Source organism: Phyllobacterium sp. SL163 (assembly GCF_049896885.1).
Classification (GTDB): domain Bacteria; phylum Pseudomonadota; class Alphaproteobacteria; order Rhizobiales; family Rhizobiaceae; genus Phyllobacterium; species Phyllobacterium calauticae.
The window spans coordinates 225,954-244,480 of record NZ_JAFCVE010000004.1 but is presented as its reverse complement, the minus strand read 5'-3'; the positions used below and the strand labels follow the sequence as shown (position 1 = coordinate 244,480).

The following is an 18,527-nucleotide window of genomic DNA, read 5'->3' as shown; positions in this document are numbered from 1 at the left end:
ATGCATACGGAAATTTTCGGCCATACGCCCGATGGCGAGGCAGTTCACCGCATCACCATCTCGGGCGGCGGGCTGACAGCCAAAATCCTGACCTGGGGCGCAGTCATCCAGGATTTGCGCCTCAAGGATCACGATCACCCGCTGGTTCTCGGCTATCAGGACTTTGCCGACTATCCCGCGCATTCGCCCTATCTCGGGGCAACCATCGGGCGGACGGTCAACCGCATTCGCGATGGCGAACTCGTCATTGACGGCCAGACCTTTGCCCTGCAACGCAATTTCCATGGCATCCACAACATCCATGGCGGCGATGCCGGGGCGGGACGGCGCACCTGGAACGTCGTGGCCGTCGGTCCTGATTATGTCACGCTGACGATCATGCTTGGCGACGGCGAGATGGGCTTTCCCGGCAATCTCACCATCACCTGCACCTATATGCTGGAATCCAAGGGGACGCTGGCCATCCGCCTCGATGCGGTGACGGACAAGCCGACGATCTGCAACCTGGCGCATCACAGCTATTTCAATCTCGACGATGGCGGCCTGACCGACGTGCTGGACCATCAGGTCAAGATCGGTGCTGACGCTTACCTCGCCGTCAATGGCGACCTGCTTCCGGACGGGCGCGTCCTGCCTGTTGCGGGAACGGCGCATGATTTCCGCGAATACCGGACGATCCGGCGGGAAGAGGACGGCAAGCAGGTTGTCTATGACAACAATTTCTGCGTTTCCAGCCAGCGCCATCCCCTGCAATGGGTGGCATCCGCCAAGGGCGCGCGCAGCAACATCGAGATGCAGGTGCTGACCACGGAGCCGGGTGTGCAGTTCTACGCGGCCAATACGCTGGGCGGGCGACCGCCGCTCGGCCTGACGGGGCAGATCTATGCCGATTATGCCGGGTTCTGCTTTGAAGCGCAGAACTGGCCGGATTCGACGCATTTCCCGTATTTTCCGCAGTCGATCCTCCGTCCGGACGAGACATACAGCCAGATGACCCGCTACACCTTCAAGAAACACAAGGTTTAGATCGTGATACGTGGTGGGTGGTTCGACACGGTGGCCGCTTCTAGCTGCTGAAGGCCTTGCGCGCTTCCCCCATTGGCGCCAGCGCGCCATGGAACTCAACGACCCGCGCCGCGACCCGGTGGGCGCGGGCGGCGGCGTCAACAGGCGCAAGACCGGCCAGACGCGAAGCGATATAACCGCCATTGAAACTGTCGCCGGCCCCTGTCGTGTCCACGGCGTTGGCGCGGACGGCGGGCACGCGGCTTTGCCGGTCGTCCGCAACCACGAGCGCCGGGTCGGTGCCGTCCTTCACCACGATTTCCCGCACGCCATAGCTGGCGATGCGCGCGGCCGTTTCTTCGGGCGTGGCGTCGCCGAACAGGGCGTTTTCATCGGGGAAGGTCGGCAGGGCGATGTCGGCGACATGGTAGGCATCGATCAGCGCCTGTCTGGCCGTCTCGGCGTTTTCCCACAGGCGCGGCCGGTAATTGGCGTCGAAGGCGACGAGCGTGCCCTGACGGCGCGCATTGCTGACGGCGTTCAGCACGTTCTGGCGGCTCTTCGGGCTCAAGATACCCATGGTGATGCCGGAGAAATAGATGATCTTGCGCCCATCGAGGCTGAGCGCCAGGGCGTGCGGATCGTCGCCGAGATGGCGGGCGGCGGAATCGGTGCGCCAATAGGTGAAGGAGCGTTCGACACCCGTCAGCGTGATGGCATAAAGGCCCGGACGTGCACCTGTTATAACCGGGCTATGGGCGGTGTTGATGCCGTTTTCCGCGAGGAACGCCCGCTGCTTGAGCGAGAACGGATCATCGCCGAAGGCGGTGATGTAATCGACGGCAAAATCGGCGTCGGTGAGCGCGCGCACATACCAGCTGGTGTTGAGCGTATCGCCGGCAAATCCCATGCGCCACTGGTCGCCACTGGCTCCCGACAGCTCAATCATACACTCGCCGATGGCTGCAAACCCGCCCATGAAAACCTCCTCAACATGCATCCGGTGCGACTGATATACGAGTGCGATGCCGCTGTCATTCGGTAAAAATACCGGCTGTCATCAAGACTTAAACATGCGATGTTAGGCGGCAAACGCATTTGCACGACACAGAAGGAGGTTGCGTTGTCCCGCGTTACGACAATTGATGAACTTGAGGTCATTTACGGCAATGGCGCGATAGCGGAAGCATCGACCGCCAAGGTGGCGGACCGCATCATTCCGGAATACCGGCAACTGATCGAAGGTTCGCCCTTTGTGGCGCTGGCAACGAGCGGGCCGGAGGGGCTCGATTGCTCGCCGCGCGGCGATCTGGCCGGGTTCGTCCGCATCCATGACGAGCGCACGCTGATGATGCCCGACCGGCGTGGCAACAACCGCATCGATTCGCTGCGCAATATCGTGCGCGATCCGCGCGTCGCCCTGCTGTTCCTCATTCCCGGTCTCAACACGACCTTCCGTGTGAACGGCCGCGCGTTCGTCGATACGGATCAGGCGCTGCTGGACAGCTTCATCATGGATGGCAAGGCGCCGCGCTCCGTTCTCGTCATGGAAGTCGAGGAAGCCTATTTCCAGTGCGCGCGGGCGCTCATCCGCTCGGAATTGTGGAACCCGGAGAAATTCCGCTCGCCGAAGGAATTCCCGACACCGGGCCAGATGCTGGCGGCGCTGAGCGAAAACCGCGTGGGCGGTGAAACCTATGACAATGAATGGGCCGCACGCGCGGCCAAAACCATGTGGTAGACTGCATCAATCCAATGGAGGCGTTCGGTGAAACAGGTGAGTGCTTCCAATCCGGCGACCGGAGGTAGGAACTGGCTGCCGTTCCGCTCGCTTGCGGGGTGGAGGCTGTCCGATCTCAACGGCGATGTCATTGCCGGCCTGACGCTGGCGGCCATCGCCATCCCCGAACAGATGGCGACGGCACGCCTTGGCGGTTTTGCCCCCGAGATCGGTTTCTTTGCCTTCATTGCGGGTTCGCTGGCCTTTGCCATCTTCGGCGCCAGCCGCCATCTCTCCGCCGGGGCCGATTCAACCATCACGCCGATCTTTGCCGGCAGCCTTGCGCTGCTGGCCAGCAGCGGCTCGCCCGAATTCGGTCTGCTGGCTGCGGCGCTCGGCCTGATTGTCGGGCTGATCGTTGTGGCAAGCGGCATCTTCCGGCTCGGCTGGATTGCCGACCTTCTGTCGGTGCCGGTCACGACGGGCTTTCTCGCGGGTATTTCCATCCATATCATCATCTCGCAATTGCCCGGCCTCCTGGGCATCGCCGCGCAGTCGGGCGATGTGTTCCAGCGCGTCTCGGCAACCATTGCCAGCGCTGGACAGATCAACCCGTACAGCGTTGCCATCGGGGCGGGTGTGTTCCTGATCGTGTTCCTGTCCGAGCGGATCAATGCGCGGATACCCGGCGCCCTGCTGGGGCTTGTCATCTCCACCCTTGCGGTGGTGCTGCTCGGCCTGCAAAGCCGCGGCGTGACGGTTCTCGGCCCGCTTCCCAACAGCCTGCCGCATGTTGCCCTGCCGCAGATCGGTTTTGAGCAATTGCGCAGCCTGCTGCCCCTCGCATTGCTGGTCGCCGTGGTGGTGATGGTGCAAACGGCCGCCACGACACGGTCTTTCGTGTCCAAGAACGGCGATGCGCCCGACGTCAACCGCGATTTTGTCGGCGTGGGGGCAGGCAGCATCCTGTCGGGGCTGTTTGGCGCCTTTCCGGTCAATGCCAGCCCGCCGCGCACGGCGATTGTCACGGAGACCGGCGGGACGTCGCAGATCAGCGGCCTGATCGCAGCGGCAATTGTCCTGGCGCTGGTGGCGTTTGGCGGCCAGCTGCTGGCGAGCGTGCCGCACGCTGCCCTGGCGGGCATCCTGCTCTTTGTCGCCCAGAGGATCATCCGCTGGCCGACGATCATCGCTGTCTACCGGGAAGCGCGGGGCGAATTCGGCCTGATCCTCATCACCATGGCGGCGATCGTCGCCCTGCCCATCGAATCGGGGGTGACCATCGGCATCGGGCTGTCGCTGCTGCATGGCCTGTGGGCCGTGATGCGTGCCCGCCCCATCGAGTTCGAAAAAGTGCCCGGCAGTTCGATCTGGTGGCCGCCGAGCGCTGCCAAGGACGGCGAGAAGATACCCGGTGTGCTGGTCGTGGCGTTCCAGGCGCCGCTTTCCTTTGTCAACGCCGATGATTTCAAGCGCGGTCTGTGCAGCACCATCGATGCGAGCGGGCCGGCGCTCAACCTCGTTGTCCTCGAAGCCAGCAGCATTATCGAGATCGATTACACGGCATCGCAGGCCCTGACGGACGTGATAAATTACTGCCGGAACGCCGATGTGAAATTCGCCATCGCCCGGCTGGAATCGGTCCGGGCGCAGAATGCCTTGTCCCGGTTCGGGCTTATCGCCTTGCTCGGGCCGGGCAACATCTTTCACAGTGTCGATGATGCCATCCGAAAACTGGCACCAAGCGTAGGGGAATGATCATGCAGATATCCGGAACAAGAGAACCCATTGTAACGCCGGTTGCGATCAAGGATCTGCGGCCGACCCAGATCACCGTCGGCATGCGCGAAGTGGACGAAAAGCGCAGGAAATGGCGCCAGCAGAAGGGCGAGAAGGGCGGCAAGTTTCTCGGCGAACACATGATCCCCGTGGTGCTTGGACCGAACAGGCGCAATTACGTCATCGACCATCACCATCTTGCCCGCGCGCTGCACGAGGAGGGGGTAAAACACATTCTTGTCACTGTCGTCAGCGACCTGTCATCGCTGGAGAAGGATGCGTTCATGGTGGTTCTCGACAATCGCGGCTGGATGCATCCCTTCGATGCCGAGGGCAAACGCCGTGACTATGCGGCCATTCCCAAGGCGATCAAGGATCTCGACGACGATCCGTTCCGCAGCCTTGCGGGTGAACTGCGCCGTGCCGGCGGCTATGCCAAGGACACCACGCCGTTCAGCGAGTTCCTCTGGGCGGATTTTCTGCGGCGCCGGATAGGCCGCAAGACGGTGGAAGCCGATTTTGACGCCGCTCTCAACCGCGCCCTCAAGGAAGCCAAGGGCGATGCCGCCGGCTATCTGCCGGGCTGGTGCGGGCCGGTGACGGATTAGGAATGAATTGACGCTTGGCATTCCCATCGTGCGTGGTTCGACAAGCTCACCATGAGGGAGGTGGTTTGGCTGCATGCCAATCGCGAACGTCGCAGAATAAGGCTCCCTGCAACTCTCGACCTCCCTCATGGTGAGCTTGTCGAACCACGCACCACGCGCAATGCAATCGACTGCCGATAACTAGACCATCGACTTGCCGTCGATTGCGATCTCCATGCGGTCGGCGGCAAAGCGGCTTCTGGCATATTCAATGGGATGGCCGTCCATATCGACATTGATCGCCGTCGAGACCAGAACGATGGCGCCCGGCGACAGGCGCAGGTGCCGCAAATCCTCCGCATCCGCATGGCGCGCGGCAATAATGGTCGATTTGCGTAGGTAATCGTCGATGCCGGCCGCCTTCAGGGCGGCGGTGATGGAACCTGACGCCCGATAATCCTCGGCCACGTTGGGCACGCGCGCCGCATCGAACCACGCGGTGGCGCAGGAAACGGGATTGCCGTCCGCCGTGTGCATGGAATCGATCCTGATCACCTGGCCACCCGTCATGCCGAGGGCTGCGGCGACTTCTCCCGCCGCGTCCTCGATGCGGTGACCCAGCAATATGCCTCTGGTCTCGCGCACCTGCGTCGCCAGGATTTCGGAAAACCGCGTCCGCTCGCCGATGCGGTAGGTCAGCTTCTTGCTGTTGGCGACGAAGGTGCCGCGGCCCTGTTCGGCGCGCAGCACGCCTTCCTTGGTCAGGGCGGCAATGGCGCTGCGGATGGTGTGGCGGTTGACCGCGAAGCGTTCGGCCAGGGTTACCTCCGGCGGCAGCCTGGCACCGCTCGGCATTTTGCCCGCCGTGATATCGCCGCGAATCTGGTCGGCAATCTGCCGCCAGATGGCAACGCCGCTGTTGCGGGTGATGAATCGTGCGGATTTCACGTTTTGTCATGCTCCTGTCATTGACGGGATTTATAGGTGTGTTTATTGTCTAGTTGTATAGATAAATAGACAAATCTGAGCGAGATGTCAATGATCAAAGAAAATATTCAGTCCACGCAAACCGGCAGCGGGCCGGATCTGCAGCGCAAGGCGGCCATGGCCTTGCTGGCGCAGGCGACCGCGCCTGAAATAGCGGCCCTGTGGGCCGGATGGGGCGACAAGCCCGAGGTCGAGACCCTGCGCGGCCCGGAAACCGGCCTCGTCATGCTGCGCGGCCGTATCGGCGGCGGCGGCGCGCCCTTCAACCTGGGTGAGGCGACCGTGACGCGCGCAACGGTGCGGCTCGGCAATGGTGCGGTCGGCCATGCCTATGCGCTCGGCCGCCACCGGGAAAAGGTGCGGCTTGCCGCCGTCTTCGATGCGCTGTGGCAGCAGCCGGAGTGCCGCGATGCGGTGGAGCGCGCGGTGCTTGCGCCGATTGCCGATCGTCTCGAACGCGACCGCATGTCAAAGCGCGCCGAGACCGCTGCGACCAAGGTCGATTTTTTCACAATGGTACGGGGTGACGACTGATGCATTCGGACACACAAATCTTCGAGGGCGGTTTCAGCGACAGCGTGCTGAACGCGCAAACCGTTTTCCGCGCGCTGATGGACGCCATGGCCAATCCCGGCAGGATCGTGGACGTGAGCGATCTCGCCGTGCCGCCTGCACCGCTGACGTCTCTGGCCGCGTCGATTGCCGCGACCCTGTTCGATCACGACGCAACCGTGTGGTGCGACCGGGCGATCTCCGGTTCAACGGCATGCACGGGATGGCTGAAATTCCATACCGGCCTCGAACTGACCGGCGAACCGGCGGATGCGGATTTTGCCCTGATCAGCGATGTGGCAACGATGCCCTCGCTGGAATCCTTCTGCCGCGGCACGTCGGAATACCCTGATCGTTCGACGACGCTGATCCTGCAGATCGATGGTTTCGACGGCGCGGAAACGCTCGTTCTCGAAGGACCTGGGATCAAGGACTCCATGGCGTTCTCACCCAGCCAGCTGCCGAAAATGTTCATCGATCAATGGATCGCCAATCGCGCGGCTTTCCCGCGCGGTGTCGACCTGATCTTCGCCGGCAAGGGTGCGCTTGCCGCGCTGCCCCGAACCACGCGCATCAAGAAGACGGAGGCCTGAACCATGTATGTTGCAGTCAAGGGCGGTGAAGCCGCCATCCGCAATGCGCACAAGCTTCTGGCCGACCGGCGCCGCGGTGACCGGGATGTGGCTCCGATCCAGCTCGATCAGATTGTCGAGCAGATGTCGCTGGCCGTCGACCGGGTCATGGCCGAAGGCTCGCTCTACGATCCCGAACTTGCGGCGCTCGCCATCAAGCAGGCGCGCGGCGATCTGATCGAGGCGATCTTCCTGGTGCGTGCCTACCGGACCACATTGCCCCGTTTCGGCTATACCAAGGCGCTGGAAACAGCGCAGATGCAGATCGAACGGCGCATTTCCGCCACGTTCAAGGATCTTCCCGGCGGGCAGCTTTTGGGCCCGACATTCGATTACACGCACCGTCTGCTCGATCCTGAGCTTGCCGTGGATGCACCGGTTGCAGCGCCGGACCAGCGCGACGAGCCGGAGGTTTTCACACCCCGGGTCACCGACATCCTCGGCCATGACGGCATGATCGAGGAAGATGGCGACCTGCCGGAAGGCGCTGTCGCCGGGGATTTGACCCGCGAACCGCTGACCTTTCCGCTGGAACGCGATCTGCGCCTGCAGGCACTGGCACGCGGCGATGAAGGTTTTCTGCTCGGGCTCGCCTATTCGACCCAGCGTGGCTACGCCCGCAGCCATCCCTTTGTCGGTGAAATCCGTATCGGCGAGGTCGAGGTTGAACTCGAGGTGGCGGAGCTGGATTTCCCGCTGACGCTCGGCACCATCCGCGTCACCGAATGCCAGATGGTCAACCAGTTCAAGGGATCGGCAAAGCAACCGCCGCAGTTCACCCGCGGCTATGGTCTGGTGTTCGGCCAGAGCGAGCGCAAGGCCATGTCGATGTCGCTGTGCGACCGTGCCCTGCGGGCAAGGGAGCTGGGCGAAGATATCACCGCCACCGCGCAGGACGAGGAGTTCGTCATTTCCCACAGTGACAACGTGCAGTCGACGGGCTTCGTCGAGCACCTGAAATTGCCGCACTACGTGGATTTCCAGGCCGAACTCGATCTGATCCGGCGCATGCGCGCCGAACACGAGCGCAACCGGCTCACCGGCGTCGAAACCAAAGAGGCAGCAGAATGACCGATCTAGCGACCTATAATTTCGCCTATCTGGATGAACAGACCAAGCGGATGATCCGCCGCGCCATCCTGAAAGCCATTGCCATTCCGGGGTATCAGGTGCCGTTCGCCTCGCGCGAAATGCCGATGCCCTATGGCTGGGGCACCGGCGGCGTGCAGGTGACCGCCGCCGTTCTTGGACCGGACGATACCTTGAAAGTGATCGACCAGGGCGCCGATGACACGACCAACGCCGTGTCGATCCGGGCTTTCTTCCAGAAAGTCGCCAATGTCCGCGTGACCACGAAAACAGCGGATGCCACGATCATCCAGACGCGCCACCGCATTCCCGAAGCACAGCTGCAGGCGGGCCAAATCCTCGTCTATCAGGTGCCGATCCCCGAGCCGCTGCGGTTCCTGGAGCCGCGCGAGACCGAAACCCGCAAGATGCATGCGCTGGAAGAATACGGCCTGATGCACGTCAAGCTCTATGAGGACATTGCCCGCCACGGCCATATCGCCACCACCTATGCCTATCCGGTGAAGGTCGAGGGGCGTTATGTGATGGATCCGTCGCCAACACCGAAATTCGACAACCCGAAGATGCATATGTCCCCGGCATTGCAGCTTTTCGGGGCAGGGCGCGAAAAGCGCATCTATGCGGTTCCGCCCCATACGGAAGTCGTCAGTCTCGATTTCGAGGATCATCCCTTTGAAATCCAGACATTTTCCCAGCCTTGCGCCCTGTGCGGGGCGAAGGGCAGCTATCTGGACGAGGTCATTCTCGACGACAAGGGCGGCAGCATGTTCGTCTGTTCGGATACGGATTTTTGTGAAGACCGGCAGGCCAAGGGGCACTGCGGTGCGCTGGCGGCGGATACTGCGGAGGCAGCAGAATGAATATGAGCGATACACCCCTTCTGAAGGTCAAGGACCTCTCCAAATTCTATGGCAGCCGTATCGGCTGCCAGAATGTCTCGTTCGAGCTGTGGCCGGGCGAAGTGCTGGCGATTGTCGGTGAATCCGGGTCGGGCAAGACGACATTGCTCAACTGCCTGGCTACGCGTCTTGCCCCGTCGGCGGGCTCGGTGGAATACCGCATGCGCGACGGCCAGTTCCGTGATCTCTACCGGCTGAGCGAGGCGGAACGCCGCTTTCTCATGCGCACCGATTGGGGTTTCGTGCATCAGAATCCGGCCGATGGCTTGCGCATGACTGTTTCCGCCGGTGCCAATGTCGGCGAGCGGCTGATGGCCATCGGCGACCGGCATTATGGCAATATCCGTGCGACGGCGACGGATTGGCTCGGCCGCGTGGAAATTGCTTCAGACCGTATCGACGACCAGCCGCGCGCCTTTTCCGGCGGCATGCGCCAGCGTCTGCAGATTGCCCGCAACCTCGTCACCAATCCCCGGCTTGTGTTCATGGATGAGCCGACAGGCGGCCTCGACGTGTCGGTGCAGGCCCGTCTGCTCGATCTGTTGCGCGGACTGGTGAGCGATCTCGGGCTTGCGGCCATCGTCGTCACCCACGATCTGGCGGTTGCCCGGCTGCTCTCGCACCGGATGATGGTGATGAAGGATGGCCATATCGTTGAAACCGGTCTGACCGACCGGGTGCTTGACGATCCGCAGGCGCCTTACACCCAGCTTCTCGTTTCCTCCATCCTGCAGGTCTAGCATCATGCCAACACCTCTCGTTGTTTCCGATGTCGCCAAAAGCTTCACCATGCATCTGCGCGACGGTATCCGTCTGCCCGTGGTGGCGAATGTCTCGTTTTCCATCAAGGCGGGTGAATGCGCCGTGCTTGGCGGTCCGTCCGGGGCGGGCAAGAGCTCGATCCTCAAAATGGTCTATGGCAATTACGCCGTCGACCAAGGCCAGATCATCGTGCCCTATGGCGACCGGCTGGTCGATCTTGCCAGCGCTGATCCGCGCACGGTTCTGGGCGTGCGCCGCGACATGATCGGCTATGTCAGCCAGTTCCTGCGTACCGTGCCGCGCGTGTCGGCGCTCGATGTTGTTGCCGAACCGCTGGTGGCGCGCGGTATCGACCGCACCGAAGCGCGTGACAAGGCTGCAGCCCTGCTTGCCGGGCTCAATCTGCCCGAACGGCTCTGGTCGCTGCCACCTGCCACCTTCTCCGGCGGTGAACAGCAGCGCGTCAATATTGCGCGCGGTTTCATCACCGATCACCCGATCCTGCTTCTGGACGAGCCCACGGCTTCGCTCGATGCCAAAAACCGCGAAGTGGTCGTTGCGATGATCCGCAGCAAAAAAGAAGCGGGTATCGCCATGCTCGGGATCTTCCACGACGAGGATGTGCGCGAGGCCGTGGCCGACCGCATCATCGACGTGACCGCATTTGCCGTGCAGAGCGAGGCAGCATGACCCGGCTTTCCCCAACACCGCTCATTCACGCGACCGCGCACGTCGAGGACAGCGAACTCGGCCGCTACACGGAGATTTCCGAGCGCTGCCGCATCAGCGAAACCAAACTCGACGATTATTCCTACATCATGCAGGACGGTGCGGTCTGGTGCGCCACGATCGGCAAGTTCGCCAACATCGCGGCGAGCGTGCGCATCAACGCGACCAACCATCCGACCTGGCGGGCAACGCTGCATCACTTCACCTATCGCGCCGGCGATTACTGGGACGATGCGGGTCCGGAGGAATCGTTTTTCGAATGGCGCCGGACCAATCAGGTGCGTATCGGCCATGATGTCTGGATCGGCCATGGCGCGACGGTTCTGCCCGGCGTTACCGTCGGCGATGGCGCCGTGATCGGGGCAGGGGCAGTGGTCTCACGCGATGTTGATCCCTATACGATTGTCGGCGGTGTTCCCGCCCGCAAAATCCGCGACCGTTTCGACAAAAAGACGGCGGAACGCCTGCAAACACTGGCGTGGTGGGACTGGGACCATGCCCGCCTGCGTGGTGCTCTGGATGATTTTCGCGCCCTCGATATCGAGGCATTTCTCGAAAAACATTCAGGCTGACTTCTGCTATCCCCAGTTGTCACGTAAGTGCAATAAAAGTGCCATCGCACCTTCACACTAGGGCTTTAGGACAGGGCAATACCAACAAGGATTGGCCTATGCTGAAGATTGAAAACGTGACGCGTCGCTTTGGCAGCAATATTGCCATCGACAATGTCAATGTTGAAATCCCGCAGGGGCAGATGGTCGGAGTCATCGGTCGCTCGGGTGCAGGCAAGTCGACGCTGCTGCGCATGATCAACCGCCTGATCGACCCGTCCGAAGGGTCGATCATCTTTGACGGCAAGGATGTGGCCAAGCTCAACGGCTCGGCGCTGCGAACCTGGCAACGCGATTGCGCGATGATCTTTCAGCAGTTCAATCTTGTTCCCCGCCTCGATGTCCTGACCAATGTCCTCCTTGGACGCCTGAACCACCGATCCACCATCAAAAGCCTTCTCGGCATATTCTCACGCGAAGAACGTGCCATGGCAATCGCCGCCCTTGAGCGGCTCGATATTGCCAAAACCGCCCTGCAGCGGGCCGGAACACTCTCCGGCGGACAGCAGCAGCGGGTCGCCATCGCCCGGGCGCTGATGCAGAACCCCAAAGTCATTCTCGCCGACGAACCCATCGCCTCCCTCGATCCGCGCAATGCGCAGGTGGTGATGGAATCCTTGCGTGACATCAACGAAAAAGAGGGCCTCACCGTCATCACCAACCTGCATACGCTCGATACGGCGCGGCATTTCTGCGAGCGCATCATCGGCATGCAGGGCGGCAAGGTGGTCTTCGACGGAACGCCGGATGATCTGACCGAGGCTGCCGCCCGCCGTATCTATGGTGCTGATGGCCTGAAGGATGCTTTCTCGGAAGCCATCACATCGACAAGCATTGCGCGTCATGCGCCGACACCAATCCCCGAATTGGAGGCCATTTTGGCCGCGCGGTAGAGTGTTTTCCGGCAGATATGGCTGGAAAATGCAGTGCAGACTGATCGGCTTGCCCACGTAACGGGCTCAAGTCCACATAAAAAACTCTGGAAGCTTTGACAGGAGAGATAGTCATGTTGCTTAAGAAAGCCCTTATGGGTGCGATTGCAATCAGCGCCGTGTTTGCAGGCTCGATGGCTCGTGCCGAGAACCTTGAGACCTTTCGCGTCGGTATCATCGGCGGCGAAAACGAAGCAGACCGTCTGCGCAACTACCAGTGCATCGTCGACAAGCTGCCAAAGGTTCTCGGCGTCAAGGATGTCAAACTGTTCCCGGCGACGGATTATGATGGCGTCATCCAGGGCCTGCTCGGCGGCACCCTCGACTATGCGGAACTGGGCGCTTCTGGCTTTGCCAAGATCTACCTGACCAATCCGAAGGCTGTCGAGCCGATCCTGACCACCGTCCAGACGGATGGTGCGACCGGTTACTATTCGATCATGGTTGCCCGCAAGGACAGCGGCATCAAGACGCTGGCCGACATGAAGGGCAAGAAGCTCGGCTTTGCCGATCCAGACTCCACATCCGGCTACCTGATCCCCGTTACCTCGCTGCCGAAGGACATCAAGACCTCGGTCAAGGAATACTTCTCTGAAACCGGTTTCGGCGGCGGCCATGAAAACCTCGTTCTCGCCGTCAAGGACGGCAAGTTCGATGCGGGCACGACATTCGGCTCCGGCGTCGGCAAGTTCGACGAAGGCTATACGTCAGGCAATCTGCGCAAGATGGTCGACAAGGGCCTGATCGACATGAAGGATTTCGTCGAACTCTGGAAGTCGCCGCTGATCCCGAACGGCCCGATCGTTATCCGCACCTCGCTGGATGCCGACCTGAAGAACAAGTTCAAGGCCTTCATGCTCGATCTGCCGAAGAGCGATCCTGCCTGCTTCGCAGCCACCATGGGCGGCGATTTCAAGAGCTATACTGAGGTCAACACCCAGTTCTATCAGCCCATCATCGACGCCCGCAAAGCGCAGATCGGCGGATAAGCCAGACACACATCATCACGGCCAGTTCTGCGGATCTGGCCGTGATTTTGTTTGCGGCACCTTGAAGGATGTTTGCAATGAGCAGAACCGCTTCCCCTGAGTTGTCGTCCGACGGCATCCAGATCGAACGGCACTGGCAGGAGCTTGCCGGACGCCGCCGTGCCTATAGCTGGATCATCGCCATAGGACTGCTGGTCACCATTGCCGGGTCCCTGTGGTTTGCCAATGAATCCAATGCGGGCAAGTTCTTCGACCGTTTGCCGCATCTCTTCGATTTTGCCGGGGATCTGGTTCCGCGCGACGGATGGGAAGTCTGGCGCGCCATGTTCGATCTGCCGTCGCCCTATTTCGACGGAAGCCTGAAATATGACTATCCGGAAGGGCGGGTCTATCTCTTCGGCGGGTTCTACATGCCCGAATATTTCTACAAGATGCTGGAAACGCTCAATATCGCGATCCTGGCGACACTCGCCGGTTTCATTTTCGGCTTCATGGTCTGTTTTCTCGCGGCCAAGAATCTTGTGAAAAACCGCTTCATCCGGTTTGCCGCGCGCCGTTATATGGAAATCCTGCGCGCCTTTCCGGAAATCGTCATTGCCGGCTTCTTCGCTGCCATCCTGTCGCTGGGGCCCATCCCCGCGATGTTCGCCGTCGGCATCCACACGATCGGCGCTCTCGGCAAATTGTTCTTCGAAGTGGTCGAGAATGCCGATATGAAGGCGGATGAGGGGCTGCGCGCCGTCGGTGCCAACTGGTTCGAGCGCGTCGGCTTCGGCATCGTGCCGCAGGTCATGCCGAATTTCATGTCCTATGCGCTGCTGCGGCTTGAGATCAACGTGCGCGCCTCGACCATCATCGGCGCGGTTGGCGGCGGCGGTATCGGCGAGGAGCTGCGCCTGTCGATCGGACGCGGGCATCAGGCCAAGACGCTGGCGATCATCCTGCTCCTGTTCGTGACGATCATTGCCGTGGATCAGTTTTCCGCATGGCTGCGCCGCCGCCTCGTGGGCGAGCAGGCCTTCACTGCCGGTGGTTAGGATAATATCATGAGCGCTATCACAGCCGACACCATTGCCGATTTCGAAACCCGGTATCCCGCCGTTTTCAATCCGCCGTTCTGGCGCCGTTTCATGCCTGTTCTGATTGCAGCGGGTATTGTGGCCTATGTGTTCTATTGCTGGTGGTTCTTTTCCATCGGCACCGTGCTTGCCGGCGGCCAATGGCAGCGTGCCGAACTCTATGCCCGCGATTGGGTGTCCTATGCCATCAAGACCACGGTTCGGCCGGGGCCGACGGACACGACCGTCAGCTATCCCCGGTTTTCTGAGCTCGGCGACAATCCGAACCCGAGCTGGGTGGTGAAGGACGGCAACAATGTCGCTATCCTCTTCGGTTCGGACAAGAAGCTCGACATCAACGATCAGCGCGTGATCGTCACGCGGGGCGGCGAGACCCTGACGGTGCTGCTGGCGGCAGACGGCGCCAAGCCCCAAGGGCCGCTGCCGGGCTGGGCAACCCTGAAGGAAGACCAGGTGACGGTGAGTTTCGGCTTTGCCGGGCAGGCCGACATCATTCCGCAGCGGGTCGTGGTAAGCCGCCGGTTCCTCGGCTGGGCGAATTTCGTCTTCGATACGAGTTCGCCGTTCTGGGGCAAGTCCTTTGGCGAGGTGGCCTCGCTGATCGTCAGCGGCGAGCGCATCAAGCCTGAAATGTCGAATGCATCGCTTGCCTTCGACAATATCTGGTTCAACTCCTCATGGCAGCACGGCGATGTCTGGACAAAACTGCTGCAGACCATCGTCATGGCCTTCATGGGCACCCTGATGGCGTCGCTGCTGTCGTTTCCGCTGGCCTTCATTGCCGCGCGCAACATCACGCCGAATGTCTTTGCCAACCAGATCACCAAGCGCTTCTTCGACTTCCTGCGCTCGGTTGATATGCTGATCTGGGCGCTGTTCTTCACCCGCGCCTTTGGCCCGGGACCGCTCGCCGGTATTTCGGCGATCTTCTTCACCGATACAGGCACGCTGGGCAAGGTCTATTCGGAAACGCTTGAAAACATCGACGACAAGCAGCGCGAGGGCGTCAAGTCCGTCGGCGCGTCACCGGCCAATGTGCAGCGCTACGGTGTCCTGCCGCAGGTGTTGCCGGTTTTCGCCAGCCAGGCGCTGTATTTCTGGGAATCCAACACGCGCTCGGCCACCATCATCGGTGCCATGGGGGCGGGCGGCATCGGCCTGAAATTGTGGGAAGCGATGCGCACCAACACCAACTGGCACAATGTCGCCTATATGGTCGTCCTCATCCTCGTTGTGATATTCATTTTCGACGGCATATCGAATGCGCTGCGATCCCGTTTGACCGGAAAGAGCCAACATTAGAGCAAATTTTGTTTATGCGGAGCCAATTCTGTTTCTCGGATGGCGAGACAACCCACGCGGAAGGCAGCGAGGCCGATGTTTACCCATCGGACGAAGCTGCCTGACAAAGTGGGTGGCCGCCAGCCGGAAACCCGAAGGGCCGGGTGAATTTGGCCCAATTCCATCGGGTTTCGGCTTCGCCCGATGGACAGACATCGGTCTCGCCAAACCCCTCGATCTTGAACCAAATTCCCTCCGACAGAATGGCTCCGAATAAATAAAACTTGCTCTAAATCTCGACGTTCAAAGGCTTGTCATATTTGAAGCGTAACGCGAGACTGTTCCAGAGGAATCATCCATGCGCTATGCAATCTATTTCACGCCGCCATCGGCCGACCCGCTATTGAAAGTGGCGGCAAACTGGCTCGGCCGCAACGCCTTCACCGGCCAGCCGGTGCGGCCGCCGCAGATCCGCGATCTGGCGCACGAGGATTTTGCCCAGCTGACCGAGTCGGCGCGCCGCTACGGTTTCCACGCGACGCTGAAGGCGCCGTTCCATCTGGCTGACGGGATCGAAGAGCGCGAGCTTCTCTCGGCCCTCATGCATTTTGCCTCCTCCATCGAACCCGTCGAAATTCCCAAGCTGACGATCGCCAATCTTGACGGCTTTTTCGCCCTCGTGCCGGAGGAACCGGTGGACAGGCTGAACCAGCTGGCCAATGACGTGACCGTGGCCTTCGACCGTTTCCGCGCGCCGCCGAGCGAAGCGGAGATCAAGCGCCGCAACCCGGAAAAACTGTCGCCGGCCCAGCGCCGCAATCTGGAACAATGGGGCTATCCCTATGTTTTCGAGGATTTCCGCTTCCATATGACCCTGACGGGACCGGTTCCCGAGCGTGACCGGCCCAAAATCGAACGTATTTTGAGTGAATTCCTGGAACCAGTCCTCGAAGAGCCAGTCGAAATCAACAATCTCGCTTTGTTTACGGAAGCCGAGCCGGGCTTCCCCTTTGAAATTCACTCGCTGCATCCGCTGGCCGGAACCAACCGTAGAAAGACTGCCTGATCATGTCCGCCGAATTGATCCTGAACAACGCGCAAATCGTTCTCGAAGATGACGTCATCAAGGGGTCCGTCCTGATCCGTGACGGCAAGATTGCCGATATTTCAACCGGGACAGCATCGGGCGGCGAGGATTTTGGCGGCGACTATCTCATTCCGGGGCTTGTCGAACTGCACACGGACCATCTGGAAGGCCACTATGCGCCGCGTCCGCGTGTGCGCTGGAACCCGATTGCAGCCGTGCTTGCGCATGATGCACAGATTGCCTCATCCGGTATCACCACGGTGCTCGATGCGCTGCGCATCGGCCTCGACCGCGATGCGGACATGTCCGCCGGGGAAATCCGCAAGCTGGCCGACGCGATTGAAGACAGCGTGCAGCAGGATCGCCTGCGCGCGGATCACTATTTCCATCTGCGCTGCGAAGTGTCGGTCGCCGACTGCCTCGACGGGTTCCATTACTTCGACAATGACAGCCGGGTGCGGCTGGCCTCGCTGATGGATCATGCGCCGGGCCAGCGTCAGTTCGTCGACCTCGAAACCTATGCCTATTACTACCAGCGCAAGCTGAAGCTGTCCGACCTCGAATTCAACGTGTTCTGCGAACAGCGCATGGAGGAATCGGCCCGCCATTCCGCACCGCACCGGAAAGCCATTTCCGATCTGTGCCGCGAGCGCGGCATCGTGCTGGCCAGCCATGACGACGCGACGATAGCCCATGTGGATGAAGCGGTGGAGCAGGGCATCCACGTGGCGGAATTCCCGACGACGCTGGAAGCGGCGGCGGCCTCGAAGCAGGCCGGTCTTGCCGTGCTGATGGGCGCGCCGAACGTCGTTCGCGGCGGTTCGCATTCCGGCAATGTTTCGGCGCGTGAGCTGGTCGAACATGGCCACCTCGACATCCTGTCCTCCGACTACATTCCGTTCAGCCTGATCCAGTCGACATTCTTCCTGAGCGACGTGGTCGAGGGGATCACCCTGCCGGATGCGGTGCGGCTGGTGACCAAGAACCCGGCCGAGGCGGTCGGTTTCGACGACCGCGGTGTCATTGAAGTCGGCAAGCGCGCCGATCTGGTGCGGGTCCGGGTTGACGAGCACATTCCGGTCGTCCGCACGGTGTGGCGCGAAGGCCGCCGGGTGGTCTGATGGCAGCGGCAACGATCGAACGCGCGCTCAATCCGGCATCGGCGCCGTTGCGCAACGGTGTGTTTGTCGCCGTTGTCGGCCCGAGCGGGGCGGGCAAAGACACGATCATGGATTTTGCCCGCGACGCATTGCGCGGCCAGCCGGATTTCCATTTCGTGCGCCGGGTGGTGACACGGCCATCGACGGTCGATGCGGAAGACCATGACAGCCTGGGTGAGGAAGAGTTTCTGGCCGCGCAGCGGGCAGGGGCGTTCTGCCATTGCTGGGAAGCCCACGGTTTGCGCTACGGCTTGCCCGTCTCGGTGGACCAGCAGGTTGAGCAGGGCGCGGTGGCCATTGCCAATGTGTCGCGCGGTGTCCTGCCGGCGTTGCGCCAGTCCTATGCTAATTTCATCGTCGTGCACATTACCGCGTCGCCCGAGGTCCTGGCGCAGCGTCTGGCCGCGCGCGGCCGCGAGGATGCCGAGGAAATCAAGCGCCGCCTGATGCGGGCTGCGCCAAACCCGTGCGATCCCTCCGATGCCGTGATGATCGACAATTCGGGCGAGGTTGCCGTCGCGGGCAGCGCGTTTGTCGCTGTTCTCAGGAAATCCTCGGCATTTGCCGCCGTTTCCGAGCAGATATGAACGAGCCTTATCCGAATATGCAAAAACCGGGGGCAAGCCCCCGGTTTTGTTTACTCTTCG

At 61.3% G+C, this 18,527-nt stretch carries 20 protein-coding genes; 18 read left to right on the top strand and 2 right to left on the bottom strand.

Annotated features, from left to right (window positions below; all coding sequences use genetic code 11):
• On the top strand, positions 1–1,026 hold the full coding sequence (locus ACP7B1_RS10990; protein ID WP_346305471.1) for an aldose epimerase family protein: 1,026 nt from the start codon (positions 1–3) through the stop codon (positions 1,024–1,026).
• A 40-nt stretch (positions 1,027–1,066) separates the two neighbouring features.
• Here the strand turns inward: ACP7B1_RS10990 and ACP7B1_RS10985 are convergent, their stop codons facing one another.
• Positions 1,067–1,984 (bottom strand): sugar kinase, encoded by a 918-nt coding sequence (locus ACP7B1_RS10985; RefSeq protein WP_346305470.1) that lies wholly within the window; start codon positions 1,982–1,984, stop codon positions 1,067–1,069.
• Between the two features lie 144 nt (positions 1,985–2,128).
• Between ACP7B1_RS10985 and ACP7B1_RS10980 the strand changes: the two genes are divergently transcribed.
• From ACP7B1_RS10980 to ACP7B1_RS10970, 3 genes are read left to right on the top strand one after another with little or no spacing between them, the layout of a single operon-like run.
• Entirely contained in the window at positions 2,129–2,746 is a 618-nt protein-coding gene (locus ACP7B1_RS10980; protein ID WP_346305469.1) for a pyridoxamine 5'-phosphate oxidase family protein, read from the top strand.
• Positions 2,747–2,782: 36 nt separating this feature from the next.
• Positions 2,783–4,483 (top strand): SulP family inorganic anion transporter, encoded by a 1,701-nt coding sequence (locus tag ACP7B1_RS10975; protein ID WP_426136936.1) that lies wholly within the window; start codon positions 2,783–2,785, stop codon positions 4,481–4,483.
• Positions 4,484–4,491: 8 nt separating this feature from the next.
• On the top strand, positions 4,492–5,112 hold the full coding sequence (locus ACP7B1_RS10970; protein ID WP_346305495.1) for a ParB-like protein: 621 nt from the start codon (positions 4,492–4,494) through the stop codon (positions 5,110–5,112).
• Between the two features lie 180 nt (positions 5,113–5,292).
• On the opposite strand, the gene phnF is transcribed toward ACP7B1_RS10970, so the two are convergent.
• Positions 5,293–6,039 (bottom strand): phosphonate metabolism transcriptional regulator PhnF, encoded by a 747-nt coding sequence (gene phnF / locus ACP7B1_RS10965; protein ID WP_346305467.1) that lies wholly within the window; start codon positions 6,037–6,039, stop codon positions 5,293–5,295.
• Positions 6,040–6,123: 84 nt separating this feature from the next.
• Between phnF and phnG the strand changes: the two genes are divergently transcribed.
• The 14 genes from phnG to phnN all read left to right on the top strand — a co-directional run bounded on the left by phnG (position 6,124) and on the right by phnN (position 18,467).
• On the top strand, positions 6,124–6,612 hold the full coding sequence (phnG, locus tag ACP7B1_RS10960) for a phosphonate C-P lyase system protein PhnG (RefSeq protein ID WP_346305466.1): 489 nt from the start codon (positions 6,124–6,126) through the stop codon (positions 6,610–6,612).
• Complete coding sequence (gene phnH / locus ACP7B1_RS10955) at positions 6,612–7,223, top strand: phosphonate C-P lyase system protein PhnH (protein ID WP_346305465.1); 612 nt, start codon at positions 6,612–6,614, stop codon at positions 7,221–7,223. The genes phnG and phnH overlap by 1 nt, the downstream gene beginning before the upstream one ends.
• 3 nt (positions 7,224–7,226) lie before the next feature.
• Positions 7,227–8,333 carry a carbon-phosphorus lyase complex subunit PhnI gene (locus ACP7B1_RS10950; protein WP_346305464.1) on the top strand — a complete coding sequence of 369 codons (1,107 nt, stop codon included), beginning with the start codon at positions 7,227–7,229 and terminating at the stop codon, positions 8,331–8,333.
• Positions 8,330–9,211: an alpha-D-ribose 1-methylphosphonate 5-phosphate C-P-lyase PhnJ gene (locus tag ACP7B1_RS10945; protein WP_346305463.1), complete on the top strand. Its 882-nt coding sequence runs from the start codon at positions 8,330–8,332 to the stop codon at positions 9,209–9,211. The genes ACP7B1_RS10950 and ACP7B1_RS10945 overlap by 4 nt, the downstream gene beginning before the upstream one ends.
• Positions 9,212–9,213: 2 nt before the next feature.
• The gene (gene phnK / locus ACP7B1_RS10940) at positions 9,214–9,990 is read left to right on the top strand and encodes a phosphonate C-P lyase system protein PhnK (protein WP_091877674.1); all 777 of its coding nucleotides are present in this window, start codon (positions 9,214–9,216) and stop codon (positions 9,988–9,990) included.
• 4 nt (positions 9,991–9,994) lie between these two features.
• Positions 9,995–10,702, top strand: coding sequence for a phosphonate C-P lyase system protein PhnL (phnL, locus tag ACP7B1_RS10935; RefSeq protein WP_346305462.1), 708 nt, complete (start codon positions 9,995–9,997; stop codon positions 10,700–10,702).
• Positions 10,699–11,313: a DapH/DapD/GlmU-related protein gene (locus tag ACP7B1_RS10930; protein ID WP_346305461.1), complete on the top strand. Its 615-nt coding sequence runs from the start codon at positions 10,699–10,701 to the stop codon at positions 11,311–11,313. The genes phnL and ACP7B1_RS10930 overlap by 4 nt, the downstream gene beginning before the upstream one ends.
• Before the next feature lie 98 nt (positions 11,314–11,411).
• On the top strand, positions 11,412–12,245 hold the full coding sequence (gene phnC, locus ACP7B1_RS10925; RefSeq protein WP_223612877.1) for a phosphonate ABC transporter ATP-binding protein: 834 nt from the start codon (positions 11,412–11,414) through the stop codon (positions 12,243–12,245).
• 116 nt (positions 12,246–12,361) lie between these two features.
• A complete protein-coding gene (gene phnD / locus ACP7B1_RS10920; RefSeq protein ID WP_223613473.1) occupies positions 12,362–13,273 on the top strand; it encodes a phosphonate ABC transporter substrate-binding protein in 912 nt (303 codons plus the stop codon).
• A gap of 77 nt (positions 13,274–13,350) precedes the next feature.
• Complete coding sequence (gene phnE, locus ACP7B1_RS10915) at positions 13,351–14,310, top strand: phosphonate ABC transporter, permease protein PhnE (RefSeq protein ID WP_346305460.1); 960 nt, start codon at positions 13,351–13,353, stop codon at positions 14,308–14,310.
• Between the two features lie 9 nt (positions 14,311–14,319).
• Positions 14,320–15,654, top strand: coding sequence for a phosphonate ABC transporter, permease protein PhnE (gene phnE / locus ACP7B1_RS10910; RefSeq protein WP_346305459.1), 1,335 nt, complete (start codon positions 14,320–14,322; stop codon positions 15,652–15,654).
• A gap of 337 nt (positions 15,655–15,991) precedes the next feature.
• Positions 15,992–16,699 carry a DUF1045 domain-containing protein gene (locus ACP7B1_RS10905; protein ID WP_346305458.1) on the top strand — a complete coding sequence of 236 codons (708 nt, stop codon included), beginning with the start codon at positions 15,992–15,994 and terminating at the stop codon, positions 16,697–16,699.
• A gap of 2 nt (positions 16,700–16,701) precedes the next feature.
• Positions 16,702–17,841, top strand: a complete 1,140-nt coding sequence (locus ACP7B1_RS10900) for an alpha-D-ribose 1-methylphosphonate 5-triphosphate diphosphatase (protein WP_346305457.1) — start codon at positions 16,702–16,704, stop codon at positions 17,839–17,841.
• Positions 17,838–18,467, top strand: a complete 630-nt coding sequence (phnN, locus tag ACP7B1_RS10895) for a phosphonate metabolism protein/1,5-bisphosphokinase (PRPP-forming) PhnN (protein WP_426136935.1) — start codon at positions 17,838–17,840, stop codon at positions 18,465–18,467. Before ACP7B1_RS10900 ends, phnN begins: the two co-directional genes overlap by 4 nt.
• The last annotated feature ends 60 nt before the right edge of the window (positions 18,468–18,527 follow it).